This window comes from Vibrio sp. R11-SG3-ISO9, from assembly GCF_059834255.1.
This window is the reverse complement of sequence record NZ_JCBDGU010000035.1, coordinates 122,611-149,182: the sequence shown is the minus strand read 5'-3', so window position 1 is coordinate 149,182 and position 26,572 is coordinate 122,611. Positions and strand designations below refer to the sequence as shown.

The 26,572-nt window shown below is 44.5% G+C and carries 17 protein-coding genes, 1 pseudogene and 1 riboswitch; of the genes and pseudogenes, 11 read left to right on the top strand and 7 right to left on the bottom strand.

All coding sequences use genetic code 11. The features are described from left to right. From AC6R05_RS11520 to AC6R05_RS11510, 3 genes and pseudogenes are all read left to right on the top strand, one after another. Positions 1–235 (top strand): annotated as a pseudogene (locus AC6R05_RS11520) (type I secretion system permease/ATPase); the annotation flags it as partial. Further along, a complete protein-coding gene (locus tag AC6R05_RS11515; RefSeq protein ID WP_500647429.1) occupies positions 228–1,568 on the top strand; it encodes an HlyD family type I secretion periplasmic adaptor subunit in 1,341 nt (446 codons plus the stop codon). The pseudogene AC6R05_RS11520 and the gene AC6R05_RS11515, both read left to right, overlap by 8 nt. 9 nt (positions 1,569–1,577) lie before the next feature. After that, positions 1,578–1,654: riboswitch (cyclic di-GMP riboswitch) on the top strand. A gap of 33 nt (positions 1,655–1,687) precedes the next feature. Further along, on the top strand, positions 1,688–4,951 hold the full coding sequence (locus AC6R05_RS11510; protein WP_500647428.1) for a calcium-binding protein: 3,264 nt from the start codon (positions 1,688–1,690) through the stop codon (positions 4,949–4,951). Positions 4,952–5,032: 81 nt separating this feature from the next. On the opposite strand, the gene AC6R05_RS11505 is transcribed toward AC6R05_RS11510, so the two are convergent. The 6 genes from AC6R05_RS11505 to AC6R05_RS11480 all read right to left on the bottom strand — a co-directional run bounded on the left by AC6R05_RS11505 (position 5,033) and on the right by AC6R05_RS11480 (position 12,995). After that, positions 5,033–7,765 carry an ImpA family metalloprotease gene (locus AC6R05_RS11505; protein ID WP_500647427.1) on the bottom strand — a complete coding sequence of 911 codons (2,733 nt, stop codon included), beginning with the start codon at positions 7,763–7,765 and terminating at the stop codon, positions 5,033–5,035. A 342-nt stretch (positions 7,766–8,107) separates the two neighbouring features. Further along, positions 8,108–8,785: an ABC transporter permease gene (locus tag AC6R05_RS11500; RefSeq protein WP_331441009.1), complete on the bottom strand. Its 678-nt coding sequence runs from the start codon at positions 8,783–8,785 to the stop codon at positions 8,108–8,110. Between the two features lie 2 nt (positions 8,786–8,787). Continuing rightward, on the bottom strand, positions 8,788–9,528 hold the full coding sequence (locus AC6R05_RS11495) for an ABC transporter permease (RefSeq protein ID WP_255231028.1): 741 nt from the start codon (positions 9,526–9,528) through the stop codon (positions 8,788–8,790). Positions 9,529–9,607: 79 nt separating this feature from the next. Next, a complete protein-coding gene (locus AC6R05_RS11490) occupies positions 9,608–10,375 on the bottom strand; it encodes an ABC transporter substrate-binding protein (RefSeq protein WP_255231029.1) in 768 nt (255 codons plus the stop codon). 107 nt (positions 10,376–10,482) lie between these two features. Then, the gene (locus AC6R05_RS11485) at positions 10,483–11,253 is read right to left on the bottom strand and encodes an ABC transporter ATP-binding protein (RefSeq protein ID WP_032549478.1); all 771 of its coding nucleotides are present in this window, start codon (positions 11,251–11,253) and stop codon (positions 10,483–10,485) included. A gap of 260 nt (positions 11,254–11,513) precedes the next feature. Continuing rightward, on the bottom strand, positions 11,514–12,995 hold the full coding sequence (locus AC6R05_RS11480) for a flagellar sheath protein A (protein WP_500647426.1): 1,482 nt from the start codon (positions 12,993–12,995) through the stop codon (positions 11,514–11,516). 440 nt (positions 12,996–13,435) lie between these two features. On the opposite strand from AC6R05_RS11480, the gene AC6R05_RS11475 reads away from it, so the two are divergent. The 5 genes from AC6R05_RS11475 to AC6R05_RS11455 all read left to right on the top strand — a co-directional run bounded on the left by AC6R05_RS11475 (position 13,436) and on the right by AC6R05_RS11455 (position 20,441). Then, positions 13,436–14,977, top strand: coding sequence for a DUF3360 family protein (locus AC6R05_RS11475; protein WP_500647425.1), 1,542 nt, complete (start codon positions 13,436–13,438; stop codon positions 14,975–14,977). Between the two features lie 342 nt (positions 14,978–15,319). After that, positions 15,320–17,596 carry a formate C-acetyltransferase gene (pflB, locus tag AC6R05_RS11470; RefSeq protein ID WP_500647424.1) on the top strand — a complete coding sequence of 759 codons (2,277 nt, stop codon included), beginning with the start codon at positions 15,320–15,322 and terminating at the stop codon, positions 17,594–17,596. A gap of 201 nt (positions 17,597–17,797) precedes the next feature. Further along, complete coding sequence (locus AC6R05_RS11465) at positions 17,798–18,799, top strand: lipid A deacylase LpxR family protein (protein ID WP_500647423.1); 1,002 nt, start codon at positions 17,798–17,800, stop codon at positions 18,797–18,799. Positions 18,800–18,962: 163 nt separating this feature from the next. After that, positions 18,963–19,703 (top strand): pyruvate formate lyase 1-activating protein, encoded by a 741-nt coding sequence (pflA, locus tag AC6R05_RS11460; protein WP_032549483.1) that lies wholly within the window; start codon positions 18,963–18,965, stop codon positions 19,701–19,703. A 237-nt stretch (positions 19,704–19,940) separates the two neighbouring features. Beyond that, positions 19,941–20,441: a YfbU family protein gene (locus tag AC6R05_RS11455; RefSeq protein ID WP_255231035.1), complete on the top strand. Its 501-nt coding sequence runs from the start codon at positions 19,941–19,943 to the stop codon at positions 20,439–20,441. Between the two features lie 79 nt (positions 20,442–20,520). Here the strand turns inward: AC6R05_RS11455 and AC6R05_RS11450 are convergent, their stop codons facing one another. After that, complete coding sequence (locus AC6R05_RS11450; protein ID WP_500647435.1) at positions 20,521–21,249, bottom strand: MipA/OmpV family protein; 729 nt, start codon at positions 21,247–21,249, stop codon at positions 20,521–20,523. A 381-nt stretch (positions 21,250–21,630) separates the two neighbouring features. Between AC6R05_RS11450 and AC6R05_RS11445 the strand changes: the two genes are divergently transcribed. The 3 genes from AC6R05_RS11445 (at position 21,631) to AC6R05_RS11435 (ending at position 26,496) form a co-directional block, all read left to right on the top strand. Beyond that, positions 21,631–23,565 (top strand): PrkA family serine protein kinase, encoded by a 1,935-nt coding sequence (locus tag AC6R05_RS11445; RefSeq protein ID WP_150895222.1) that lies wholly within the window; start codon positions 21,631–21,633, stop codon positions 23,563–23,565. A gap of 85 nt (positions 23,566–23,650) precedes the next feature. Beyond that, positions 23,651–24,922: a YeaH/YhbH family protein gene (locus AC6R05_RS11440; RefSeq protein WP_500647422.1), complete on the top strand. Its 1,272-nt coding sequence runs from the start codon at positions 23,651–23,653 to the stop codon at positions 24,920–24,922. A gap of 11 nt (positions 24,923–24,933) precedes the next feature. Further along, positions 24,934–26,496, top strand: a complete 1,563-nt coding sequence (locus AC6R05_RS11435; RefSeq protein WP_150871751.1) for a SpoVR family protein — start codon at positions 24,934–24,936, stop codon at positions 26,494–26,496. Positions 26,497–26,572: the final 76 nt, after the last annotated feature.

The window sequence follows — 26,572 nt, the reverse complement described above, 5'->3', positions numbered from 1 at the left end:
GGACGAACCCGACTCCTACCTAGATCAAGAGGGAGAAGAGTACCTCATCTCATTGTTAGAGTTAGCAAAAAAACAAACAATATCAGTTGTCATGGTGACTCATAATCCAAGCCTATTACGTCATGTGGATTGGGTAGTTGAAATCAAAAACGGACAGATTACACGAGCAGGTCAGGCAGATAAGGTTATTCGCTCGCTATTTAATGTCGCCTCTAAGGAGGTTTCTAATGGCTAATCTCAATTATGATGATAAGGGCCTTCGTTTTGATGACGGAAGAAAAGTCATATTCTCCACACTAAAAACGCAGCTCTTCATTTGGACAGTTCTCATCGTCAGTTTAGGCGGCTTTGGCGCATGGGCTTATCTCGCTCCACTCTCATCAGCAGCCATTGCCCCTGGAGTCATTATTGTTGAATCAAAACGTAAGCCGATACAACATTTAGAAGGGGGAATCGTTCAGCAGGTTCACGTTTCAGATGGTGACTTTGTCATCAAGGGCCAACCGCTTATCACGTTGAGCCCAACTAAGGCTCAAGCTTCTTTATTAAGACTACGCGCACAATGGCAAAGTGACTTAGCACGTCTCAATCGTCTGCAATCCGAGCTTGCCAATCACCCTGAAATCCAATTCGACATGCGCTTGCTCTCGCTCGGTTCTGACCCAAATGTCGCCAGCTTACTCAAAACTCAAAACAACTTGTTCGCAAAAAGACAGTCCTTAAAATCCGGCGAATCGGAAGTCTTAGAGCAGAAAGTTGAACAATCAAAGCTCGACCTGCAAGGTTTTCAACAGCGTTATTATGCCGGTACTCGCAGCCTGAAGTATTTAGAAGAACAAGTGCAGATGCATCAAAAGCTACTGCTTTCGGGTAACACCTCCAAATCGCGTTTACTTGATCTGCAACGCGAACGATCACAACTGCAAGGCGATGTTGCCGATTTAAAAGCAAGAATTGGGCATTCAAAGCGCACAATCGCCGAAGCAAAACTTGAGTTGATAAATGCAGATTACACTTACGCGAAAACCTTGGGCGAAGAGATCCAAGACTTAGAACGTAAACTCAATGAAACCCGTGAAGCCATGGTCAACGCGCAAGACGTCTTAACTCGTGTCGAGATTGTCGCCCCACAAAGTGGCGTAGTGGTTGGGCTTAACATCGTCTCTGAAAATGCCATTGTGCCACCCGGTGAAACGCTGATGGAGCTTGTCCCTCAGGAAGATGAGCTCATCGTTGAAGCCCTAGTAAAACCTGAGGACATCGAAGCACTGCGCGTTGGGTTAGACACCCAAGTCAGGCTCACTGCCTACAGCTTTAGAAAAACGCCACCAATCAATGGCAAGCTCATTCATATTTCCGCTGACCGCATTAGCGATCAAGCGACCGGCTCTTCCGCCTATTTAGCTCGTGTCTCATTAAACAAGGCCGAGTTAAAAGCGTTAGAAAGTATCTCGTTGTACCCGGGCATGCCCGCCGAGGTGATGATCCTTTTGGAACAGCAAACACCTCTTGAGTACCTGCTCAACCCATTATCAGTGAGTGCCTATAAAGCAATGAGAGAAATTTAAACCCAAGAAAGAAGATAAAGCCAAACCTACTGCGAGGTGGGGACGGAAAGCAACAGATCTCTTTACGAGATGGCTGTGCTGCCTCTTATATCTACACGATATATTAGAGGACAATAACAATGGCTATTCAATTAACAAACAATGTGACAGGGACGTCTGCACAAGAAATTGATACCAACACAGAAACAAACAAGGTACCGGTACCTAACCGAGACCAATCACAAAATGGAGATCCCAGCAACTGGATTACTGATACCCCTAATGGCGACGCAATTAGAGCGGGTAAAGGAGATGATATCGTATTCGCCGGTGCGGGTGGAGACGACTTTATTGCCTCTGGCCGTGGCTCTGATGTGGTTTTTGCCGGTGACGGCAATGATGTGGTTGAGTCTTGGAATCACTCCATAAATGCCAAAGATGAGACTGGTGAACTCGCTCACCCTGACGCCGTCAGAGCTAAAGACCAAGCCATTATCGATTGTGTTGACGATGTCATCGTGGGTGGTGCTGGCAATGACTACGTAGAAGGTGGTGGTAACAATGATGCCATATACGGCGACCACAATGGCCATACCTTCGGTGATAATCTGATTACCAACGGGACATTTAATGTCACGGAAAGTGATGATAAATCTGGAGGTCCGGGATTGGGAGGTAGCTGGGGGACTTACGCTACCATAGAAGGTTGGGAAGCTGACAACGACAATAACGGTGTCGACGAATCTCCAGAAGGCTTGATGGAAATCCAATTTGTGCGTGTCGGGGGGGCTCCTACAGGCGAACATCCAACTGATGACGGTGATGGCGAAGGGGAATCAACGCCTAGCAACGTACTGGAACTTGATTCACACAATCATGCCGGTATCGGCAGTGACCAAACCAATACCACCGCTTCCACTAGCTTCACGGTCTCCCCAGATCTATTTGGCCGCGGCGGCACCTTCCAACTCACTTTCGATTATGCCAACCGTCACAGAGGTGAGGAAACCGATACCAGTCCTTTCCAAGTTCTGATTGATGGTGAAGTGGTCGCAGAATATCAAAACGACGGTACAGGCCTCGATCATAAATGGTACGACGCCAAACTCAATCTAGACTTGGAACCTGGTGAACACACACTATCGTTTAGAGCCATTGACAATGAGCAGACAGAAGATACCTATGGTGCCCTTATTGCTAACGTTGAGCTGTATCAGTACCAAGCCAATGACTTCTTAGTCGGTGATGGTACACCCAGAGATACCGATGGTAACTGGGATCAACACTCAGAGGCTGGTGATGATTTGATTCGTGGTGGTAAAGGCGATGACATCATTATTGGTGATAGTTTTAACCCACTCTACTATGATGAAGACCAAGGTGCGTTCTTCCTTGATTTTGATAATACCTACAGCGATGAAGCGGACAACTCGGTGACGTTGAGCTCCGCTGACAACCTCTCTGCTTACGGACCTGATGGAGAAACCGCGGATGTTTCTGTCACCACGGGCGGCAAGGTTAAAGCAGGTGGAACGGGCTATGGTGTCGAAGGCGTGCCAGAAAGTGGCGTTAATGCCCAAATCGGCCTCTCTTATGATAACGACGGCGATAACGGTTCTGAAATGCTCTCCGTGTCTCTAGACGAGCACACCATGGCCGCTAAAGTTGGCATATCTAATCTCTACCTCAATGAAGGGGGTAGCGGCATTCACGAAACTGGTCACTGGGCGGCTTATCGCGAAGGGTTGTTGGTTGCAGAAGGTGATTTCACTGCTAACGATTTAGTTCAAGATGATGGTGTAACTTCTAGCACATCCAATAATAACGGCTACTTGATCATTTCACCCATTGATACTGGCTTCAAAGCCTTTGACGAACTGCAATTCACCGCAGTGGGCGAAGTGTTTGACAAGAATGGCAATGAAGTCGCCGATGATTCGAGTGACTTCTATGTGACCTCTGTTGACTCGCTTGAACTCTCTGGAGAAGGTACTGATTACCTAGTCGGCGGGCACGGGAATGATGTCATCCTTGGCGGTCACAACAGTAACAGCACCCCTACCCTGAATGACAACGGGACATACTCTCTGTCTAACTTTTCAGGCACCTTGTCGATTACCCTAGAGAGCTCAGAAGCCGGCTTTAATAACTCATATGGTTACTACACCATAGATGACAAAGGTGAAGTATCAATTGATGTCGTATGGGGTAATGTGCATGACGCCTTGGACAATGCCGAAGACGGCAAGCCTAGCTTTGACCTATCCATCGGTCACTGTATAGAAACCCTTGGCTTCTTCATTATTCCCGATGGTGGAGATAAGGGCGTAACCAATGACAGTGAGCTAAATTTCAATATCGCAGATCTTGAGAGCAACTCTTCAGTCAACACTACCTCTGATACCAACGCAAATATAACCGTTGTTGCCGGCAATAACTTATTGTCTGTTGTGTTTGATTCATTAGATGACGCCCCAAATCAATACAGCGGAAACCCAGGTGAAGGTAATCAGCATTTCAATGACAATCCAAATAGTGGCGATAGTGACTTCGATGACGTTGTAACCACTGTCGGTCTAGAAGCTGATAAAGAGACCCTACGCGGCGGTAAAGGCGACGACTGGCTGGATGGCGGTGCTGACAACGACCTCATCCAAGGCGGTAAGGGCGATGATACCGTCATCGGTGGCAGCGGCGATGACATGCTCCGTGGCGGCAAAGGGGATGATATTGTCCTTGGCGGTAGCGGAGACGACACACTTAAAGGTGGTCATGGCGACGATCACTTAAATGGTGGTTCTGGTGATGATGTGCTGAAAGGCGGTAAAGGTGATGATGTTCTAGACGGCGGCGAAGGCAGTGATGTCATCAAAGCCGGTCAAGGCAATGACACTGTTATTTATGATGCGGCTGACTCTGTCATCCATGGCGGCAAAGGGTTTGATATCTTAATGGCAGATAATCAAGGCCCCGTTGATATAGACATGTCAAAAGGCGAATCGATCAACGGTTTCGAAGCGGTAATTGGTAGTGATGATGTCGGCGATAAAGTTACCCTATCGTTGGGAAAAACCTTTAATCAGAATTTTGATCTGGATGGAAACAGATCGAAACACGGGGATAGCGATACTTATATCGACTCATCACCAGATTTCGAGATCGCCTCTGGAACCAACCATGTAGCTGAGTTTTTTGCTTTGGGTATTGAGGAAATAGACATACAAGATTTTCAGGGATTTAGCTTTATGTCGTCAGGTACTGTAACTCTTGAAGAAGAAATGCGAGACAAACTAGGTCTTGATGGAACAGAAGTTATCACTGCTTATAGCTTTACTAAAGGAGACAAGGAAGTAGTTATTTATACAGATGCTCTTTTAAATGAGAACTTCGACCCTATGGTTTAGCTTTATAGCGAACTGAAACCAAAGAGGCCTCGTGATAAGGCCTCTTTTTTGTTTGTATTGGTTTCGACTAGAGCTGAAAATTTAATCCAGAGGCCAAGCCGTCACTCCATCCACGCTAATCGGTGTTTTAGCAAACTCATCAACACAATACCCTTTGCTCGAACTTGCAAAGTAAGTCAACGGCATTGGCGCTAGGCTCAGAGTGACTACTTGTTGTTTCGCTTTATCGCTAAAACTAAAGCCCCACATATCTAAGTAGTTTCTCATATCACGTTCATTAACGTAGCTAAGTGCGATCAACAACCAGTCATCATTAGACATCTGGTTTGCTTCATCGCGAGAGTAGCTACCAAAACCGATGTTTTGCTTATTCGCATTCCATAGTTCATCACTCGACTTAAGGCGGTTAAACTCACGTTCAATCAAGTGAAGTCGACCTAGCATATGCCAGCCATAGTCCAATACGCCTTGCTCTTGGGCCAACATCATCATTTGAATGAAGACGCGCGCGCCCCAACTCCAACTGGTTTGATTTTGCTGTTCCATAAACGCATTAGGATCGGGCTGCGTTCGGCTCTGTTGAAGCAACTCATATTGGCCTTTAAAGTCTAGACTCTGGCACGAGGATACTTTGCCCGTATCTTGGTAGTATCGAGACTTACTGTAATAGGAATAGTAATTGGTTGTGGCATGCCCATCCCACCCGCTGAAGCGGAATCGACCTTTCTCTAAGCCATGCCCTAATTCATGTAAATCACCGTGACCAAGTGGATGAAACGACCAATAAGCATCGTAAGGGTTTCCTGAACAACCATAGCCACACGTCGCTTGGTCGGCGTTCATATGCTTAACGATATCTATCGTCTCGACTTGCCAACCTTTGCTCTCTCCATAACCATGAACTTCCGCTATTTCATCAATTCCAGGGCCTCTAAAACCAGCTAACGCGTGTGGGAAGTTGTGCATGTATCGCTCAGTCGCCAACGCCATATCATGTGGCTGATTCCAGTCACTTGAACCAATTGATGTTTGCATCTTGTCTAACTTTGAATGCACCTCAAAACCTGGAGTAATCAACTCTGCCCAATCAAATTTCGCCTCTTCGAGTTCGGCAACAAAGCGTTCATTGTCTTCTTCGCTTCTCCACACCGGATGCTGAGCAACATTCTCGAACTTCAGGTCAACGTTGATATCATTTTTATCAAAATGAACCTGCAGTGTTCCGCCGTATGCAGAGGTCAGAGTAATGGTTTCTCCAAGTTCCACAGGATAAGCGACCGATGTTAGGAACTTAGGCCTCGCATAGCCGCCGTCTTTTGAGAACTCATGAGTTGCACCACTACGAAGTGAGTTAAATGCAATGGAAGTGCTCACATCGTTACTATCGACACGTGTCACTTTGATTGTCTGGCCCGGTAGCGCATACAAACCCGCTGAGCGGAAATTGCGTTTTGATTCTAGCGTCACCGTTTTGGTAATCAACGGAACATCTTCAAAGGTTTTAGTGCTGAAGTTACCCAAGCTTGGTTGAGCAGCATTCAGGGTTCGACTTTGATACTGTGCGTAATCACTGAAATAGGACCTGAGAAAATCAATTCGCTCAGTGTTATTCTTGTCCATTGGATAAGTAGCACCTTGTCGATAGCTATCAGCTAGCAGCAGTATCAATTTTTCATATTGATAATCATCGTTAGCAAACAGGTCAACTTTCTGTTTATCTAGATTATTCAAGTGAGTGCGGATGGTATTCGCCGCTTGATAAAACTCGGAACCCATCAAGGATTCGTCGGTGCAGGACTTGTCATCACATAGCTTCAGGTCGACATTAAAACTGTCGTCTTTCAGACGTTTTAATAGAGCTTGTTCCGCAACAATTGAGTCTGGGATCTGGTCAACAAGTTGCTTGGGGTCCCAATCTGATAAGCCTAATTTACGCCAATAGTTGTCACCCACATATTGAATATGCATTTCGGCAAACAGAGCATGGCCAAGTTCCGTCATTCCACCGTCTAAATGCAAATACAACACAGGGATCTGATGTTCAAATGCGTAGTTTAAGCCTTCGACTACATCGCTTAAGTTATCACCGTCATTCAGCTTCTGGGAAATAATCAAAAGATCCGGCCTATCTTCAAGACACGCCTTTAATTTACCCGCATCACAAGCATCGTCATCATTGATCGACACTTCCGAGTTGATATTTTTCTCGATCCAATTGCGCGTCGCGCCATCATCGGGAAAGTAGTAAGACTGATCCATTTGAGCTAACACGATCTTTGCTGGCTTATCCGATCCTACCGTCCAACTAAACAGGTTTTTCAGCCATACCTCCATCTGCTCATTAACGGAGTCAGGAAAGCGTTGCTGAGTACGGAATGGATTACTCGCGAGTGCTGCATAGCGAGTTTGCGAAGACGTGTAACCAGCAACGCCGATGACCAGCTCTTGGTCGGCGTAACTGTCATTCATCGCCTTGTTAGTTTTAAGAATGGTATCGTTAAAGCCATAAGTAGGAGAGATAATGGCTGTGTCGTGGGTAGGGTCCCAGTGCAACTGATTAAGGGCTTGTCCCCCCTCCCCTTGCATCAGGTGATTCTTGATCTGATTGTATTGACGATTAAGGCCAGAAACTAAAGATTCGCTCGCAGCGATAAACTCATTAGGATCGGAAACCAAAGAGGCGTTGCCACTCTCAAGTGCTTTCTGTACTGCCGTTTTCGGTTGAGTTGATCCATCAGAACCGCTACCTCCACCACAAGCAGTGAGTAACAATGAAGGCATTGTCATGCATAAAAATAGTGTGCTTTTTTTCATTACTGTACGACACTCTAATAAAATTGAACTGAGTGTATCTATCATTCTTTCTAAATCAATTTATACACTCAATACCAATGTGAGATCTGAATCAAGTTAACGATTTTAGATAAGTCGTAATTTATACCAATCGTAGTAAATAACTACTCACCTTAGCTTGCTAAAATGCTCGATAACTGCGTTAGAATTTTTGATTGTAGAATAACTACTTATCAAAAAATGCTGCCTTGTTCTCAAGCCTTTTTTCTGCGCTATTTCTGAACACTTACTTACTGTGATTGGTATGAACCGGAAGACGAGCGAAGGTTGGAATAAAAAACGGCGCTAAAAAGCGCCGTTTCATTAACTAAGTGGTCTTAGGTAAGCCAAGAATCGTTTCTCAGCATACTTAAATATCGCGATGATGATAAACGTTAGCGCCATATAGAACAGACCGGCTGTTAAAAACGACTCAAATGGAGCGTAGTAACGTGAGTTAACCAAACGCGCTGCGCCGGTTAAGTCCATAATCGTTACGATACCTGCAACAGCTGAACCGTGAAGCATGAAGATAACTTCGTTACTGTAAGCTGGCAGCGCACGACGTAGAGCACTTGGTAGAATGATGCGACGGTATGTCTTCGGTGTACTCATGCCGTATGCTTTCGCGGCTTCAACTTCACCTTTTGGTAGGCCGTTAATCGCACCACGAATGATCTCTGCTGTATAAGCCGAGGTGTTTAAGATAAATGCTACCAAAGCACAAAACCATGCGTTTTCCCACAGCGTATCTTTTACTGGGAAAAATTGGTCCATACCGTAGTAAATCAGGTAAAGCTGAACCAGTAGTGGCGTACCACGGAAAAAGTAGATAAATGACCAAGCAGGACCATTAATCAACATGTTATGGCTGTTACGTGCTATCGCTAGTGGGATAGCCACAAAAAGACCGATAATTAGAGCTACTGTTACCATCCACGCCGTTGTCCAAAGACCACTCAGGTAAATTGGAAAACTTTCAACAATCAATGAAAAGTCCATAGTTACCTCGCGTGAATACTAAATTTACGTTCAACGAGCTTTAACAGGCCTGTTGAAACACTGGTAAAGAATAAGAAAATCAGTGCAACTGCCATGTAGAAAGTAAATGGCATCTTAGTTGAACCTGCCGCTAGCGCGCTGACTCGCACCATATCTTCTAGGCCGATGATCGATACTAGAGCGGTCGTTTTAAGCAGTACAAGCCAGTTGTTGCCAAAGCCCGGCAATGCGTGTCGAATCATCTGAGGAAGCAGTATGCGGTAAAATGCCTTAACAGGACTCATACCGTAAGCTTTTGCCGCTTCCATCTCTCCAGAATCAACCGCCATGATCGCGCCGCGGAACGTTTCGGCCATATAAGCGCCAAAAATGAATCCAATGGTCAACACACCTGCAATAAACGGGCTAACGTCAATATAATCAGGTAGGTATGACGTCCATTCATGGTTCGGGTCGCTAGAAGTGAACCACTCATTGAGCCACTCATTGATGGAATACAAACTGTTGTTTAAAAGGATCTGTCCACCAAAGAAGATCAACATCATCAATACGAGGTCTGGAATGCCGCGAATAATGGTGGTGTAAAGTGTGGCAATGGCTCTTGCCCATCGATAAGGTGCTAATTTTGCTAATGCGCCTAACATCCCCAGCACCATAGCTAAAAATAGCGAAAGCAACGCAACTTGAATTGTGAGTACAGCTCCATTAAGTATCGAAGCTTCATACCCTTGTAAATCAAACATAATGAATTCCAACAGAACAGCGAAAAAGTTGGGAGAGATAGGGAGAGATGCGCTCTCTCCCTAGAGTCTTCTCAGGATATTACTGACCGTATACGTCGTAGTTGAAGTATTTAGCTGCGATATCTTGGTAGATACCCTTTTCACGTAGCGAGATGATCGCTTCGTCTAGTTTCTTGGTTAGGTCTTTGTCTTGCTTACGAACTGCGATACCCATACCATCACCGAACCATTTTGGATCAGTTAGTGATGGACCAACAAACTCGTACGCTTCACCGCCCGCTTTGTTGATAACACCTTCTTCAAGTGCTGATGCATCACCTAGAACTGCTGCGATACGACCATTGTTCAGGTCAAGATATGCCTCGTCAAAAGAGCCATAGCGTACAATCTCAACATCTTTGTAGTTATCTGTTAGGTACTTATCGTGCGTTGTTGCACGCTGCACACCAATCTTCACACCGTCTAAGTTATCAAAGTCTAAGCCTGCACCTTTCTTAGCAATAAATTTGTTAGGAATTTGCGCGTATTTACCTGTGAAATCTACTTTCTTCTTACGCTCTTCAGTGATAGACATTGCCGCAATGATCGCATCATATTTACGAGCAAGTAGAGAAGGAATAATACCATCCCAGTCTTGAGCAACGATCTTACATTTCACTTGCATCTCAGTACAAAGTGCATTTGCCATATCCACGTCAAAGCCTTTAATAGAGCCGTCAGCTTCAGTCCAGCTAAATGGAGGGTAAGCACCTTCAATACCAAAACGAACTGTTTTCCACTCTTTTGCTTGAGCTACGCCAGTTGCAGCAGTTGCAGCAAGTGCTGCTACCAGTAACCACTTTTTCATATCCCTACTCCTGTGATTTAGATATTTTCAATGTTGTGTTTATAGTTTGGTTGTTGTGTTTATTACACAGCACCGCCTCATACCTTGATAGCGATACTCGCAATACGTTAATAAATCGATGAGATAAACTGTTGTAGACGTTCAGACTCAGGGTTAGTAAAGAGTTTAGCTGGATCGCCCTGCTCTTCCACTAGACCTTGGTGTAGGAACATCACATGATTAGAAACATCACGTGCAAACGCCATTTCGTGCGTTACCACCAGCATGGTTCGACCTTCCTCAGCCAAATCACGCATAACACCCAATACTTCACCCACAAGTTCAGGGTCAAGCGCCGATGTCGGTTCATCAAACAGCATTACTTCAGGGTCCACAGCCAATGCACGCGCGATAGCGGCACGCTGTTGTTGACCACCAGAAAGGTGACCAGGGTAATAATCTTTACGCTCGTACAGTCCTACTTTTTTGAGAAGCATCTCTGCGTTTTCAATCGCTTGTGCTTTAGGAACACCCAGTACATGGACAGGTGCCTCAATAACATTCTCAAGAACAGTTAGATGAGACCATAGATTGAAGCCTTGAAAAACCATCGCCAAGCGAGAACGGATTCGCTGAACTTGTTTTTCATTGGCAGGAACTGATTCACCAAGGCGGTTGTTTTTCATTTGGATAAGTTCTCCGTTTACCCAAATCTCACCGGCAGTTGGCGTTTCTAGAAGGTTGATACAGCGAAGAAAGGTACTCTTGCCAGAGCCAGAGGAACCGATGATTGAAACCACGTCCCCTTTATGTGCAGAAAGCGAAATTCCTTTTAAAACTTCATTTTGACCAAACGTTTTGTGTAAGTCCTTTATATCCAGCGCTGGTACATCTTTCATGCGCTTTCTCTCCCAAGTTTGTGTAAATGCAAGGTACTCCGACCTTTTCATGCGATACAAACTAGCACCCAACGCAGCAACATGCAACAAATTATTAACCTATCATTTAGGAATAAATAGCACTTCACTCTGACTTATTATGCACTAGGTAGCGTTTTCCTCTCAATTCAATGAATAGTAGTTATAAAAAAGCCCCGATTGACGGGGCTTTTTAGTTAACAAAATGTGAAGTTCATTTGTTTGAACATTGCTATTGCTAGTTAGTTTACGCCTTGTTGATAAAACTGAACTTCACTTCCCATGATCTCGATTCTTCTCAACTTGTCGTCTGATGCCATCGAGAGTAGACCGTTCACATCATTGTAATTTGGAATAGCGGATGAAATTAGGACTTGAGGATCAATGTTGTGTGCAAAGAACTGCTTCACCTGCGCTTCACTTTCCGTGTCTAACTGAGCCAAAGACACTTCTAAGCGGTCATTGTTGTTGTCGATGTTTAGCACTTCATCGGTACTATTCATCAACACCTGACCTTTGTTCGGCGCGGCAAAAATAGTTTGATAGAAGTTTCTATTGTTATTATTCGAGGATCTTAAGTGCGTTCTCTGAATTTGATAATCTGATACCACATAGCCATCAGCACTTAAACAATAATCAGTACACCCTGTATTAGTAATAGATGCAGTCAACGCACTCAATGTAGGTAAAGCGACAGTAGTCCCTGCAGAATCTACAGAGTCATAGATTTTTGCATTCCAGTTACCAGAAGCCACATCAGTACTTGCCTCAATATCAAACGACCAATTGTCGATTACAGAGGAACCATCAATCACACCATAGACCTGTCCAGATTCGTAGATAGGCTGCCAAGTGTGGATCTCATTATCTATTTCAACATCGATTTTACTTGCGTTATTCAACGTCAAACCAGTGGCAGTAAATACTGGTTTGACAATATTTTCATCAGTTGGTAAGCCACTTTGACTACCGCTACCCTGAGACGAATCATAGACATAACTAGCATCCATAACAGCGTAGTGACTCAGATCTCTATTTTCACCGCCGCTATAAGTATCAAACAAAGTAACTAACACGTTATGTGATGCTGGAACATCTGAATTGACTTTTATACCACTTGCGATTGTGTTGCCGTTAACAGAGTTATCAATATAACTACTTTGATAATAGCTCGTATTAACATCGACTTGGTCAACTTTTACCGCTGCATTTGCATCAACATTTACTTTTTGTGATTGTTCGCCCTGATAGCAAGAGTAAGTAGAAGAGTGTTGACGGACATTTAATGTCATGTCTGAAAGTAGCGCTTTCGATACAGTAAACATGTACACATCTTGAGTTCCTTGAATAGAACCGTCAATTTCTTCAAGAGATACATAACCTCCGTCAGGAACATCGCCACTATCAATCACGAAACGACCATCGCTGTCTGCTTGATTCGTCGCAGTGATAGCACCGTTTTCGTCATGGAATAGAATGTTATAGTTAGCGGTAGCTTCATATGCCGCAATAACCTTCGTTCCATTTACGTCAGACTCATCCTGACCAATGATAGAACAGCCACTAGCTACCGCACTTCTTTCGATGGAATTTAAGCTGAGCATTTGCCACGTATATTTTGGGGTTGCAGGTGCACCGCCACCGCCACCGCCGCCTCCGCCGCCACAGCCAACAAGTAGTCCTGAGATAATTGCCGCTAGTGGCAACATTTGTGTCTTTTTCATCTATTTCCGTCCTGTTTGTGGCAACAGCGCGCCAAAATTTAGTCTCTACGGATGATATAGCAAAAAACAAGCCAAGCATTAAAAGGCTTACTTGTTTTTCTAATAGAAATGTGACGGGATGAGATAAACGTCAAGTTGTGAAAACAAATTACACGTTTTTTTAAAGATTACTTATTGAGCATTGTCATTTTGTAGCTTTCTTTCACATAAACTCATAAAGTGATCAAGATCAATCACCCTAAAGGGTAAGCTTGTTAGACTCCTCGACACACAATAAGGCATATAAAAATGCCAAATGTTTCTTTTAACTTAGCTGCACAAAGCACGCAAAAACCGTGCAACATTGTGTTAATGAGTTATAAACAAAAGAGATGACGCAGTTTTGCGCATTTATAGAATTCATTTTTAGAATTACTACCAAATAAAAATATGAGGAATCTATGTCAGACGTTGTCAACAATGCGAACTCTGAAGTAGAAGAAAAGAGCTATCAAGAGCTACACCGCCCTGCTTCTGAATTCGAAAGCCGCTCCGACTATCTAGATCACGAGCTGCAAATCATGAAGCCTCGCCGCTTCGGCCTTAACCTTCCTGGTCGTGACTTCCGTTTTGAACTTGAAGACCTTGTTCCGGCGCTTGCTGGTACTATCGGCATCATCGCGATGTACTCTGCGGTTATGATGTCTTGGGCTGAAGGTCTGACGCAAGCTTGGGATCACGTGAACCTAGGTAAAGACTTCGCTATCGAAGTCGCTCGTGTAGAGATGCTTATTCCTGCACTACTCTTCTGTATCCTTGCTTCTGGTTTCTTCAACCCGAAAGCAAACCTTGCCGGTAACCACGGCCCAATGATCCCACTTATCGGTACCATCGCTCTTGCAGGTGCTCACCCTCTTGCATTGGCTATCCTTATCGGTGTGTTTGGTTTAATCCTGAGTTTGCTCAAAGGTGGCTCTAAACTGGTTAACCTCACTTCCGAAGGTACTGCCGGTGGCTTGCTTATTTTCTTAGGTCTAACCGGTACTATGAGCCAGATCAACTCGATCCAAGCTTGGGCTGTTGGTCTAGAGTCTGACACAGTTGCTGCGGGTAGCATGGGTTACATTGGCCTTATCGTACTTGCTGTTACCATCGGCCTTTACGCTTTCCTTGCTAAAGTGAACAAGCGTTGGCTAGCAATTCCTGTTTGTGCTTTCACTGGTCTAGCAATTGCTCTGGTTCTTGGTGCAGGCTTCGACATCAAGTTCGTAACAGAAACAGGTCTTCCAAACCTAAACCCAATTTACTGGTGGGGTTCTACTGAAGAAGGTTGGATGCTAGGTCTTCCAAACATGGAGCACTTCATTGCATCTCTACCATTTGCAATCCTTGCGGTAGCAATGTGGTCACCAGATTTCCTAGGTCACCGTATCTTCCAAGAACTGAACTACCCTAAAAAGTCTGAAAAAGTACTGATGGACGTAGATGACACAATGACTATGTGTTCTGTTCGCCAAATGGTTGGTACAGCTGTAGGTGGCGGTAACATCACTTCATCTTGGGGTACTTACATGATCCCAGCAGCGATCGCTAAACGTCCTATCCCGGGCGGTGCAATCCTACTTGGCTCTCTATGTATCATCGTTGCGATTCTTGGCTTCCCAATGGACGTTGCGGTATGGCCACCAGTGATGCGTGTTGCTCTTCTAGTTGGTGTATCTCTTCCTCTACTTGAAGCAGGCATGCAGATGGTTAAAGACAGCAAAGACTCACAAGCAGCGGGTATCTGTATCTTCGGCTCTGCGGTTGTTAACCCAGTTCTAGCTTGGGCTCTAACAATGCTTCTAGATAACAACGGTCTGATCGGTGACAAAGAGCGTCCTAAGCGTCTATCTTTTGTAGACAAGATTGTTATCCCAGTAGGTGTACTTGTTATCTGTCTTGTTGCAATGCTTGCAGTAGGTATGCTTGAAGGTCAATACGGCATTAAAGCTTGGCTGTAAGTTGGTCTGAATACTCTGACCAAACGTATCTAGCCATCACAGCTAGACTCAAATAAACAGAGTAAATTCAAAAAAAGTTTGGGTGGTGAAAGTCACCACCCCTTTTTTCTCAACTTTTTTTAGCATTTATTGATTTAGTTTAAGGTTTGCAGGATTTTTTTAGCGTAGTCTTGAATACATCGAAGTGAGACACCATTTAAAAAGTAATGACAATATATATAATCATATGAATCCAATGTGATAATACATATTGTTATTAATAAGAGTGTACTACCCTATACAGGGGCGCTGGCTCAACAGCGTTAAAGTACGTGTTTTTTCTACTAAAAAGGTAGGTATGTCATGGCAGAGCAATTTGCTAAAGCTTGGGAAGGTTTTGCTGCAGGTGAGTGGCAAAATGAAGTAAACGTTCGTGATTTCATTCAAAAGAACTACGCGCCGTATGAAGGCGACGAATCTTTCCTAGTTTCTGAAGGTACTGAGGCTACTAACAAGCTTTGGGCTTCGGTAATGGAAGGTATCAAACAGGAAAACGCAACTAAAGCACCTGTAGAATTCGATACTTCTGTTATCTCTACCATCACTTCTCACGATGCTGGTTACATTGAGAAAGACCTAGAAACAATCGTTGGTCTTCAAACTGAGAAGCCACTTAAGCGTGCTATCATCCCTAACGGCGGTATCCGCATGGTTGAGGGTTCTTGTAAAGCATACGGTGAGACTCTTGATCCAGCTGTTTCAAAAATCTACTCTGAATACCGTAAAACACACAACGCAGGTGTTTTCGATATCTACACGCCTGACATCCTAAAATGTCGTAAGTCTGGTGTTCTAACTGGTCTTCCAGATGCATACGGTCGTGGTCGTATCATCGGTGACTACCGTCGTGTAGCTCTATACGGTATCGACTTCCTAATGAAAGACAAGCAAGCTCAATTTGCTTCTCTTCAAGAGCAGTTCGAAAGCGGCGAAAACCTAGCAGAAACAATGCAACTTCGCGAAGAGATCTCTGAGCAACACCGCGCTCTAGGTCAAATCAAAGAGATGGCTGCTAAATACGGCTTCGATATCTCTGAGCCAGCTCAAACTGCTCAAGAAGCTATCCAGTGGACTTACTTCGGCTACCTAGCAGCTGTTAAGTCTCAAAACGGTGCTGCAATGTCTCTAGGTCGTACTTCGACTTTCCTAGACATCTTCATCGAGCGTGATATCGCTGCTGGCAAGATCACTGAAGTTGAAGCTCAAGAAATGATCGACCACTTCGTAATGAAGCTACGTATGGTTCGTTTCCTACGTACTCCTGAGTACGATGAGCTATTCTCTGGTGACCCAATCTGGGCTACTGAGTCTATGGGTGGTATGGGTATTGACGGTCGTACACTAGTTACACGTACTAACTTCCGTTTCCTAAACTCTCTATACACAATGGGTCCTTCTCCGGAGCCAAACATCACTGTTCTTTGGTCTGAGCAACTACCTGACGGCTTCAAGCGTTTCTGTGCGAAAGTATCTATCGATACTTCTTCTATCCAGTACGAAAATGATGACCTAATGCGTCCTGACCTAGAGTCTGATGATTACGCTATCGCTTGTTGTGTATCTCCAATGATCGTTGGTAAGCAAATGCAGTTCTTCGGTGCTCGTGCTAACCTTGCGAAAACAATGCTTTACGCAATCAACGGCGGTGTAGATGAGAAGCTTAAACTTCAAGTGGGTCCAGTTTCTGACAAGATCACTGACGAAGTTCTTAACTACGACGACGTAATGAGTCGCCTAGACACATTCATGGACTGGCTAGCTAAGCAGTACGTGACTGCACTAAACAGCATCCACTATATGCACGACAAGTACAGCTACGAAGCGTCTCTAATGGCTCTTCACGACCGTGACGTTCGTCGTACTATGGCTTGTGGTATCGCTGGTCTATCTGTTGCGGCTGACTCTCTATCTGCAATTAAGTTTGCTAAAGTTAAACCAATCCGTGACGAAGACGGCATTGCTATCGATTTCGAAATCGAAGGCGATTACCCTAAATACGGTAACAACGACTCTCGTGTAGATGATATCGCTTGTGAACTAGTTTCTACGTTCATGAACAAGATCCGTAAGCTTAAGACTTACCGTAACTCTATCCCTACACAGTCAGTTCTTACTATCACGTCTAACGTTGTATACGGTAAGAAAACTGGTAACACTCCAGACGGTCGTCGTGCTGGTGCTCCTTTCGCTCCTGGTGCTAACCCAATGCACGGTCGTGATGAGAAAGGTGCTGTAGCGTCACTGACGTCTGTAGGTAAACTACCGTTTGCTGATGCACAAGATGGTATCTCTTACACGTTCTCTATCGTACCTAACGCTCTTGGTAAAGACGTTGAAGGTCAGAAAGCGAACCTTGCAGGCCTAATGGATGGTTACTTCCACCACGAAGCTGGCATCGAAGGTGGTCAACACCTTAACGTGAACGTTCTTAACCGTGACACTCTAGAAGACGCAGTTAAGCACCCTGAGAAATACCCTCAGCTAACAATCCGTGTATCTGGTTACGCTGTTCGCTTCAACTCTCTAACTGCAGAGCAACAAGCTGACGTAATCGCACGTACATTTACTGAGTCTCTATAATCTTATAGCTGACTAACACAGTAAAAATATTAGCCTCGCCAATGTGCGGGGCTTTTTTATATCTGCAAAGATATTTCGCGCGTTCTCTCGACAAAATGAAATGTTAAGTTGCGCAAAAATGTTCTGTTACATTCACTTTTTTTCCACACCCATCACTAATTTGGGGTACTATTTTGGTTCGTTACCAAAGAGTACTTTTTAATGAAGCTTGTCCGTTTTTTACCTCTACTTCTATTGTCTTTTTCATCGGTTGCCTCGGAGCGTTCTACCGTTACTTTCGCTCTCGATAACGACGGCATTTTTGGCGTTGACCAAGACTATACGAACGGCTTGTTTTTAAGCTACACATCATCAGGAATCACTCCCTACAGCTGGGTCAAACCATTGAGTCTTTCAGCTTGGGGTGCTAGCTCACTTGATAAATGGGAAATTACAATTGGTCACAAGATGTATACCCCATCCGATATTGAAGTGACTGAACCTTTAGCCAATGATCGTCCGTATGCTGGTTTTCTCCATTCGGAATTTAATTACATCAGCCTTCACCCACAACAGGCTCAACGATTCAATCTGACTTTGGGTACAACTGGTGAAAGCGCCCTTTCTGAACAAGCTCAAAAACTCGTGCATTCGATTACCAAATCTGATGAACCAAATGGTTGGGAATTCCAAGTCGATGATGAGTTTGTCGGAAGTGTCGGTTACCTTAGCCACTTCAACTTGATGCGTTCTCGCTCTGTAGCAAATACCGATTTCGAAATATCTAACGTATCAGAAATTAATGCGGGTAACTTTAGAAGTGACATTTCAACAGGCTTTATGCTTCGCTGGGGTACTGATCTCGGTGGTAACTTTGGAGCAGCAACCATCACATCAGAAAATCCGTTCCGCCCAGGTATGATTGGTGCGTCAAACAGAGGCTGGTTTACTTATGCTGGTATCGAAGGCCGCTACCGCTTCAATGATATTACGATTGAGGGTGACCGCTCTGGTGTCGAGAAATATGCGCTAGAAAATGGCGAAAACCCAGCCATCTATGATGTGACTTTAGAGAACATTCAAGCCACAGCTGTAGCTGGTGTAGCTTGGTACAATCAACATGTAGGCGCTGCGTTCTCATTGACCATGAAAACCCCGGATTACGAAGAAGCTAAAGAGTCAATTTATACAACAGGTGGTGTGACTTTCTTTGCGTTCTTTTAGACGAAAAGTAACGAAATTATTCATTTGCTAAACATAGAGATAAAGGCAATCAACTTCGGTGTTGATTGCCTTTATTTTTGGGCGTTCAAAGGGGATTGACCCTATTTTATGTACCGTTTTTGTAATAAAATAACCAACATAAATACTAATACGAGAGCAGCTCATGTCTACAACTGGTCGCATTCACTCATTCGAATCTTGTGGTACCGTCGACGGCCCAGGAATCCGCTTTATTGTGTTTCTACAGGGCTGTTTAATGCGCTGTATGTATTGTCATAACCGTGACACTTGGGACACTCATGACGGCAAAGAAGTTACCGTTGAGGAGATCATCAACGAAGCAAAATCGTATCGTCATTTTATGAAAGCCTCAGGTGGTGGTGTGACATGTTCAGGCGGCGAAGCGATGCTTCAACCTGAGTTTGTACGCGACTTCTTCCTAGCAGCAAAAGCTGAAGGTATCCATACTTGTCTCGACACTAACGGCTACATCCGTAAACACACCGAAGTGGTTGATGAAGTTCTCGACGCTGCAGATTTGGTGATGCTCGATCTCAAGCACATGCGAGATGAGATTCACCAAGATTTCATTGGTGTCTCTAATAAACGTACTCTAGACTTCGCGCGCTACTTACACAAAATTGGTAAGACAACTTGGATTCGTTATGTTGTGGTGCCTGGTTACACGGACAACCCTGAAGATGCTCGCCTGTTAGGTGAATTCATTAAAGACATGGACAACATCGAGAAAGTTGAGCTACTGCCATACCACAAACTTGGTGCTCACAAATGGGAAGCTCTAGGCATTGAGTACCCTCTAGAAGGTGTGAATCCACCGAGCAAAGAGACTATGGATGAGATCGTATCAATACTGAGTGAGTACCACTCCAACGTTAAGTACTGATCAACCAATTCTTTAGGAGCGCTTCATTTGATGAGGCGCTTTTTTATTGGCGCTCTACTGCGCCACTCATTCACGGTTTCTATTCATCTCCTCTCATTTTTCGTTACAACTTCTGTTGATCATTTCAAAAAAACGTATTAAATCCGTGTTGAGATCATGTTTCGGTAAGTAGAATTGCTGTTACTCTTACTTCAACAAACAAATTACAACATTTAGTTTTTTAGTGAGGTTCCTCCCATGGAAATGACCAATGCTCAGCGTCTAATTCTATCAAATCAATACTACCTAATGTCTCAAATGGATCCTGAGAACTCAGCTAAATACCAGCGTCTACAAACGATTGTAGAACGTGGTTACGAACTACAAATGCGTGAACTGAACAAAGAGTTTGGTTGCCTAACAGAAGCAGAGTGTCGCGAAATTATCGACATCATGGAGATGTACCACGCGATGCAAGAATCAAACAAGATGCTTGCAGATGAAGAGCGTAAAGAAGTGGATCAACGTCGTTTACAGTTCCTAGGTTTTGACATTGCATCTGAAGCACAGATCGTACATTACGTGCGCTTCCTGACTGACTCAGAAGGTCTTTACCCGCAGTTTGATAAAGCGGATCACCACTTCAACAGCCAAATGCCGATGCTTGATAAGTACCGCCGCATGCTGACGACATGGCGCAACTGCCCTCGCCAATACCACCTATGTGCGACAGAGCTATCTCAAATCTTCAACGCATAGTAGATAGACAAAAATAATAAAGGGTTGCTGGTGAGCAACCCTTTTTCGTTCGATTATTTTAAAGAGAGAAAATCAACAATTAGAAGACGTAAGCTATGCCGACGTTTGCCGTAGTATTGACACCACTCTCGATAATTGGGCTCTTCTCTATATCGCCTTCTAGATTGGTGTAGCGGACACCACCCGTTACGCGAATATTTGGTGTAATGTGCATATAACCACCTAACCCAACAAAGTATTGACCGTCCCAATCTGCATCAAATTCATCTAAGTTTGTTCTGTTAGCTTCATCCGAGCTCACACCATAAAGATGATTGTTAATACGTTCACTGTTGTAAGCGTAACCAATCGAGGGGGTAATCGCCCAACCTTTGCGGCGAATCGGCAGTCGCCAAGCTGCCTCACCATACACACCGTTATGTTTAAAACCGATGTCTGAACCAATCGTCGCTTCAAACATCCCCACAAGCGTAATGACTTGATAACTTACGCCACCTAATACTGACGCTTCACGCTCATCAAGCTTTTGAATATCGACATTGTCGGAATCACTAGGTTTTAACGTTCTTGGGTCGTACACCGCTCTAAACACAATATTTTGAGGTGTGCCAACTGGGAATAGACGATAACCAGCACTGAAACCACGCATAAAGAAGCGCTCTCCTTCATATCCAACCATTGGGATCACGGCTCTATTTGAAGGGGTTTCTTTATACACAGCTGGAGAGTAAGAAGCTGCAACACCTAAAGACCATTGAGAAATCTTTGCTTGCACCCCACAAGTCGCCAATAAAGTGGTGCCCACCACTAACGCTTTTACCCAATTACTCTTCACTGCTAAAACCTTATTCACATCGTCTAAATAAAAACCAAAGCCATTATATGGTACGAAATACCCAAAAATCAACCATGCACAGAATCAATACCAGATATTACACATTTTTATCTATCAAATAATAAAAACTGAAAATTTAAAACTCTGTTTAAAAAGGCTTCGTATAAAAAGTAATTTGTTTAAGCATAAACCCGCAGTTCGCAACATTCGCGGACATCACAATTCAGACAAAAATGTAAATAAATGCATAATTGTTAAGCAAAATTGTATAAGCGGGTCTAGGCTTAAGTTGTGGGGAGTTCGTAATTTTCAATCGCTCGTCAGTTTTGACAGGTTAACAAGGGGAATGTGACTATGAGTATTTTCGACCACTATCAATCACGCTATGAAGCAGCCAAGGAAGAAGAGCTGACTCTGCAAGAGTTCCTTGGGCTGTGTAAAGACGATAAAAGTGCTTATGCCAACGCTGCTGAGCGCCTGCTACTTGCGATCGGTGAACCAGAAGTCATCGACACCGCACAAGACCCTCAGCTCAGCCGAATTTTCTCTAACCGAGTGATCTCTCGTTATCGAGAATTTGAAGACTTCTACGGCATGGAAGACGCTATCGAACAGATTGTTTCTTATCTAAAACATGCTGCGCAAGGATTAGAAGAACGCAAACAAATTCTGTACCTTCTTGGCCCAGTGGGTGGTGGTAAATCCTCTCTGGCTGAGAAACTAAAATCACTGATGCAAAAAGTGCCAATTTACGTGCTTTGTGCTGACGGCGAGCGAAGCCCTGTTAACGACCACCCATTCTGTCTATTCGACGTCAACGAAGACGGCGACGTGCTTAAGCAAGAGTATGGCATTGAAAAGCGTTACCTACGCTCAATTATGTCTCCGTGGGCTGCCAAGCGTCTGCATGAATTTGGTGGAGACATTTCTCGCTTCAAAGTAGTGAAAGTACGCCCTTCAATCCTCGATCAGGTTGCTATCGCCAAAACCGAACCGGGTGATGAAAATAACCAAGACATTTCATCACTGGTTGGTAAAGTTGATATCCGTAAACTCGAGCACTTCTCTCAAGATGATCCTGATGCATACAGCTATTCAGGCGCATTGTGTAAGGCAAACCAAGGCCTGATGGAGTTTGTAGAGATGTTTAAAGCACCAATTAAAGTGCTACACCCTCTACTAACCGCAACCCAAGAAGGTAACTTCAACGGTACTGAAGGCCTTTCAGCACTGCCATTCGACGGCATGATTCTCGCGCACTCAAATGAATCTGAGTGGCAGACATTCCGTAACAACAAAAACAACGAAGCTTTCCTAGACCGTGTGTACATTGTAAAAGTCCCTTACTGTCTACGCGTATCTGAAGAAGTGAAAATCTATCAGAAACTGCTTGAGCACAGTGAACTGTCAAAAGCACCATGTTCACCGAGCACACTCGAGCTACTCTCTCAGTTCAGCATCCTGTCTCGTCTGAAAGAGCCTGAAAACTCATCGCTATTCTCAAAAATGCGCGTTTACGATGGTGAGACACTTAAAGATACCGATCCAAAAGCGAAGAGCTACCAAGAGTACCGTGACTACGCAGGTGTAGATGAAGGTATGTCAGGTCTATCTACTCGTTTCGCCTTTAAGATTCTTTCAAGAGTATTTAACTTCGACCAAACCGAAGTCGCGGCGAACCCAGTACACCTTTTCTACGTTATTGAACAACAAATCGAGCGAGAGCAGTTCCCTCAAGAGACCGCCGAGAAGTACCTAGAGTTCTTGAAAGGCTACCTAGTACCTCGCTACGTGGAGTTCATTGGCAAAGAGATTCAAACCGCATATTTAGAGTCATACTCTGAGTACGGCCAAAACATCTTTGACCGCTATGTCACCTATGCTGACTTCTGGATTCAAGACCAAGAGTACCGTGATCCTGAAACAGGTCAGCTATTCGACCGAGCTTCACTGAATGGTGAACTCGAAAAAATTGAGAAAACCGCGGGTATTAGTAACCCTAAAGACTTCCGTAATGAAATTGTGAACTTCGTACTTCGTGCGAAAGCGAACAACAATGGTAAGAACCCAGTTTGGACCAGTTACGAGAAGCTGCGTACTGTGATTGAGAAGAAAATGTTCTCGAACACCGAAGAGTTACTACCTGTTATCTCTTTTAACGCGAAAACATCTTCTGAAGACCAGAAGAAGCACGATGACTTCGTCGCTCGTATGATGGAAAAGGGCTACACCGAGAAACAAGTAAGACTGCTCTCTGAATGGTACCTAAGAGTTCGTAAGTCCTCATAAGCCAAAACGTGAGAGCTGCCTAACGCAGGCAGCTCCACTACTCACAAGAAGTAGGTTCACGACGTAAATTTGAGAGGGAGTTCTTATGGCACAATTTATTGATCGGAGGCTCAACGGTAAGAATAAGAGCGCAGTGAACAGGCAGCGCTTCATTCGACGCCATAAAGAGCAAATCAAAGAGTCGGTAGCAGATGCTGTTAACCGTCGCTCAATCACCAACACCGAGACGGGTGAAGATGTCTCTATTCCGCATAAAGACATCAAAGAGCCAAGCTTCCACCAAGGCCAGGGAGGTGTTCGCGAGCGCGTTCATCCAGGTAACGACCAATTCATAACTGGCGACAAAATTGAGCGTCCAAAAGGTGGCGGGCAAGGCGGAAGTTCTGGACAAGGAGAAGCAAGTCCAGATGGCGAAGGGCAAGACGAATTTATCTTTCAGATCTCTAAAGACGAATATCTAGATATTCTTTTTGAAGATCTCGAGCTGCCTAATCTGGAAAAAAATCAGATCAACAAAATCACTGAGTGGAAGACCCACCGTTCTGGTTATCAAACCGCAGGTATTCCATCGAACATTGCTGTGGTTCGCTCGCTGCAACAGTCGCTTGCAAGAAGAACAGCGATGACAGCAGGCAAACGTCGCGAATTGAACTCGTTGATGGAGCAACTCGACAAAGTTCAAATGACAGAGCCTGCTCAGCCTTTCGAAGAGACGCGACTTAAAGAAGAGATCGCCGAACTAAGAAAGAAAATCGAAAGCGTGCCATTCATTGACACGTTTGACCTGCGCTACAAGAACTACGAGAAGCGCCCTATCCCATCTAGCCAAGCGGTTATGTTCTGCTTAATGGATGTGTCAGGCTCAATGGATCAAGCAACAAAAGACATCGCAAAACGCTTCTATGTATTGCTGTACCTGTTCTTGAACCGTACCTATGAGAACGTTGACGTTGTTTTCATTCGCCACCACACACAAGCGAAAGAAGTCGATGAACATGAATTTTTCTACTCACAAGAGACAGGCGGAACGATCGTATCCAGCGCTCTCAAGTTAATGGACGAAATCGTTGCTGAGCGTTATCCGTCAAATGAGTGGAACATATACGCAGCACAAGCATCCGATGGCGATAACTGGGCAGACGACTCCCCTCGCTGTAAAGAACTGCTTGTTAACAAACTACTGCCAACCTGTCAGTACTACTCCTACATAGAAATCACTCGTCGTTCACACCAAACGTTGTGGCATGAGTATGAGAAGTTAGAAGCAAGCTTCGATAACTTCGCCATGAAAAACATAAAAACCGTGGACGATATTTTCCCGGTATTCAGAGAACTGTTCCAGAAAGAGACAGCGTAAGGAGGCTTTTCATGACAGCAAAATCAAGCGTTGCAGAGAAAGATAGCCCTGCGGATAAAAACAGAGGCAAGATGCTGCCAGACGGCCCTGATTGGACGTTTAACCTCTTAGAACAATACCATGTCGAGATCAAACGTGTGGCTGAGCACTACCGACTCGACACCTACCCTAACCAAATTGAGGTTATTACCTCTGAGCAGATGATGGACGCCTACTCAAGTATCGGCATGCCCATCAATTACAACCACTGGTCATTTGGTAAAAAGTTCATCCAAACCGAGCAAAACTACAAGCACGGTCAGATGGGGCTTGCTTATGAAATCGTGATTAACTCAAATCCATGTATTGCCTACCTAATGGAAGAGAACACTGTGACTATGCAGGCGCTGGTGATGGCGCACGCGTGTTACGGGCATAACTCTTTCTTTAAAGGCAACTACCTATTCCAGACATGGACCGATGCGAGCTCTATCATCGACTATCTGCTGTTCGCGAAAAAGTACATTGCGGACTGTGAAGAAAAATATGGCGTCTCTGAGGTCGAACAGCTACTCGATTCATGCCATGCATTGATGAATTACGGTGTAGACCGCTATAAACGCCCAGAGAAAATCTCCATCGCTGAAGAAACAGCACGTCAACAAGAGCGAGAGGCATACCTGCAGTCTCAAGTGAATGAACTGTGGCGTACTGTACCGAAGAACCGCGATAAAGAGGAAGAGCAGAAGGTACGTTTCCCTAGCGAGCCACAAGAGAACATTCTCTACTTCATTGAAAAGAACGCACCACTACTAGAACCTTGGCAGCGTGAGTGTGTTCGTATCGTGCGCAAAATCAGCCAATATTTCTACCCACAAAAACAGACTCAAGTGATGAACGAAGGCTGGGCGACCTTCTGGCACTATACGATTTTGAATCACCTTTACGATGAAGGCTTGGTCAGTGACAAATTCATTCTTGAGTTCCTGCATAGTCACACCAGTGTTGTCGCGCAACCTGCCTACAACAGCCCGTATTTTAGCGGGATTAACCCTTACGCGCTCGGCTTTGCGATGTTCCAAGATATACGTCGAATCTGTGAGAATCCTACAGATGAAGACAAGGAGTGGTTCCCTGAGCTGGCTGGTAGCGATTGGCTCGAGGCTGTGCATTTTGCTATGCATAACTTCAAAGATGAAAGCTTTATCAGCCAATATCTGTCACCAAAGATCATTCGCGACTTCAAGCTGTTCTCGATACTCGATGATGACCGTAAAAGCGTGATTGAGGTAAGCGCGATTCATGATGAAATGGGCTACCGCATGATTCGTGAAAAACTCGCAGCGCAATACAACTTGAGTAACCTAGAACCAAACATTCAAGTATTCAACGTGGATGTGCGCGGTGACCGTTCAATGACTCTGCAATACGTGCCTCACGATCGTATTCCGCTTGATAAAGGCTACGACGAAGTAATGAAGCACCTCTATCGCTTATGGGGCTTTGACGTGATATTGGAAGAGCTAAAAGACACTGGACATAGAGAAATCCTTGCGACGTGTCCAAAGCGGAATGATTATGGCTCGAAGATCTAACTTGGTTTCAAACCACATCATGTAGGAAACAAGTAATCTAAACGAAAAAGCGCACTGGCCGAAACCAATGCGCTTT

What these genes read in the sequence shown, in the direction of transcription:
- AC6R05_RS11455 (WP_255231035.1), top strand. Translation starts at nt 19,941, where the DNA reads ATGGAAATGACCAATGCTCAGCGTCTAATTCTATCAAATCAATACTAC.
- AC6R05_RS11435 (WP_150871751.1), top strand. Translation starts at nt 24,934, where the DNA reads ATGACAGCAAAATCAAGCGTTGCAGAGAAAGATAGCCCTGCGGATAAA.
- AC6R05_RS11510 (WP_500647428.1), top strand. Translation starts at nt 1,688, where the DNA reads ATGGCTATTCAATTAACAAACAATGTGACAGGGACGTCTGCACAAGAA.
- pflB (WP_500647424.1), top strand. Translation starts at nt 15,320, where the DNA reads ATGGCAGAGCAATTTGCTAAAGCTTGGGAAGGTTTTGCTGCAGGTGAG.
- AC6R05_RS11515 (WP_500647429.1), top strand. Translation starts at nt 228, where the DNA reads ATGGCTAATCTCAATTATGATGATAAGGGCCTTCGTTTTGATGACGGA.
- AC6R05_RS11500 (WP_331441009.1), bottom strand. Translation starts at nt 8,785, where the DNA reads ATGGACTTTTCATTGATTGTTGAAAGTTTTCCAATTTACCTGAGTGGT.
- AC6R05_RS11445 (WP_150895222.1), top strand. Translation starts at nt 21,631, where the DNA reads ATGAGTATTTTCGACCACTATCAATCACGCTATGAAGCAGCCAAGGAA.
- AC6R05_RS11480 (WP_500647426.1), bottom strand. Translation starts at nt 12,995, where the DNA reads ATGAAAAAGACACAAATGTTGCCACTAGCGGCAATTATCTCAGGACTA.
- AC6R05_RS11485 (WP_032549478.1), bottom strand. Translation starts at nt 11,253, where the DNA reads ATGAAAGATGTACCAGCGCTGGATATAAAGGACTTACACAAAACGTTT.
- AC6R05_RS11495 (WP_255231028.1), bottom strand. Translation starts at nt 9,528, where the DNA reads ATGTTTGATTTACAAGGGTATGAAGCTTCGATACTTAATGGAGCTGTA.
- AC6R05_RS11465 (WP_500647423.1), top strand. Translation starts at nt 17,798, where the DNA reads ATGAAGCTTGTCCGTTTTTTACCTCTACTTCTATTGTCTTTTTCATCG.
- AC6R05_RS11440 (WP_500647422.1), top strand. Translation starts at nt 23,651, where the DNA reads ATGGCACAATTTATTGATCGGAGGCTCAACGGTAAGAATAAGAGCGCA.
- AC6R05_RS11475 (WP_500647425.1), top strand. Translation starts at nt 13,436, where the DNA reads ATGTCAGACGTTGTCAACAATGCGAACTCTGAAGTAGAAGAAAAGAGC.
- AC6R05_RS11505 (WP_500647427.1), bottom strand. Translation starts at nt 7,765, where the DNA reads ATGAAAAAAAGCACACTATTTTTATGCATGACAATGCCTTCATTGTTA.
- AC6R05_RS11490 (WP_255231029.1), bottom strand. Translation starts at nt 10,375, where the DNA reads ATGAAAAAGTGGTTACTGGTAGCAGCACTTGCTGCAACTGCTGCAACT.
- pflA (WP_032549483.1), top strand. Translation starts at nt 18,963, where the DNA reads ATGTCTACAACTGGTCGCATTCACTCATTCGAATCTTGTGGTACCGTC.